The organism is Acinetobacter sp. YH01022, from assembly GCF_013420235.1.
Classification (GTDB): Bacteria; Pseudomonadota; Gammaproteobacteria; order Pseudomonadales; family Moraxellaceae; genus Acinetobacter.
The window spans coordinates 1-1,093 of sequence record NZ_VOYP01000109.1; the positions used below are offsets into that span (position 1 = coordinate 1).

A 1,093-nucleotide genomic window follows, 5' to 3' on the forward strand; every position below is an offset into this window, starting at 1 on the left:
AAATCAGAAACATTGACTTATTGATAAGCTGGGGACTTAGCTTAGTTGGTAGAGCGCCTGCTTTGCACGCAGGAGGTCAGGAGTTCGACTCTCCTAGTCTCCACCATGTATCTTCGGATGCATAATAAGCAAACGGTTAGATAGCTTATAGAGCTTAGTAAGAAAGCGGCGTATAATGCGCGGCATTGTTATTAACCTCTGTGATTTATCACAGTTTCCTGACCTGACGAAGGCTGGAAAAATCATTAACAGAATATATTTGAGTTGAAATAAATTGTTCATACTCGTTTTATCCAACACTAACAGTGATTTATTACTGCGATGTGAAGGAGAGAATGAGTTACTAGCGATTAAACTGAATCAAGCGTTTTGGTATATGAATCTAATTGAAGCTGTACGGTGCTTAAGTGCACAAACGCCAACTGTAAGAAAGTGATGAGAAATCATCATAATCTGTTGCTTATCCTACTTGTAGGGATAAACGACTGTTTGGGGTTGTATAGTCAAGTAATTAAGTGCATGTGGTGGATGCCTTGGCAGTCAGAGGCGATGAAAGACGTAATAGCCTGCGATAAGCTCCGGGGAGGCGGCAAATATCCTGTGATCCGGAGATTTCTGAATGGGGAAACCCACTTACCATAAGGTAGGTATCGTAACATGAATACATAGTGTTACGAGGCGAACGAGGGGAAGTGAAACATCTCAGTACCCTTAGGAAAAGAAATCAATTGAGATTCCCTCAGTAGCGGCGAGCGAACGGGGAAAAGCCCATTAAGTCATATAAGCTTTAGTGGAATGCTCTGGGAAGTGCAACCATAGTAGGTGATAGTCCTGTACACGAAAGGGCTTATATGATGATGTCGAGTAGGGCGAGGCACGTGAAACCTTGTCTGAATATGGGGGGACCATCCTCCAAGGCTAAATACTCCTGACTGACCGATAGTGAACCAGTACCGTGAGGGAAAGGCGAAAAGAACCCCTGTGAGGGGAGTGAAATAGATCCTGAAACCGCATGCATACAAGCAGTGGGAGCCGACTTGTTCGGTGACTGCGTACCTTTTGTATAATGGGTCAGCGACTTATATTCAGTAGC

1 tRNA gene and 1 rRNA gene are annotated in these 1,093 nt (G+C 43.9%); both read left to right on the top strand.

Annotated features, from left to right (window positions below):
- The first annotated feature begins 30 nt into the window (after window positions 1-30).
- Window positions 31-106: transfer RNA gene (locus FTT87_RS15875), tRNA-Ala, on the top strand.
- Between the two features lie 395 nt (window positions 107-501).
- Window positions 502-1,093 (top strand): 23S ribosomal RNA (locus tag FTT87_RS15880); the annotation flags it as partial.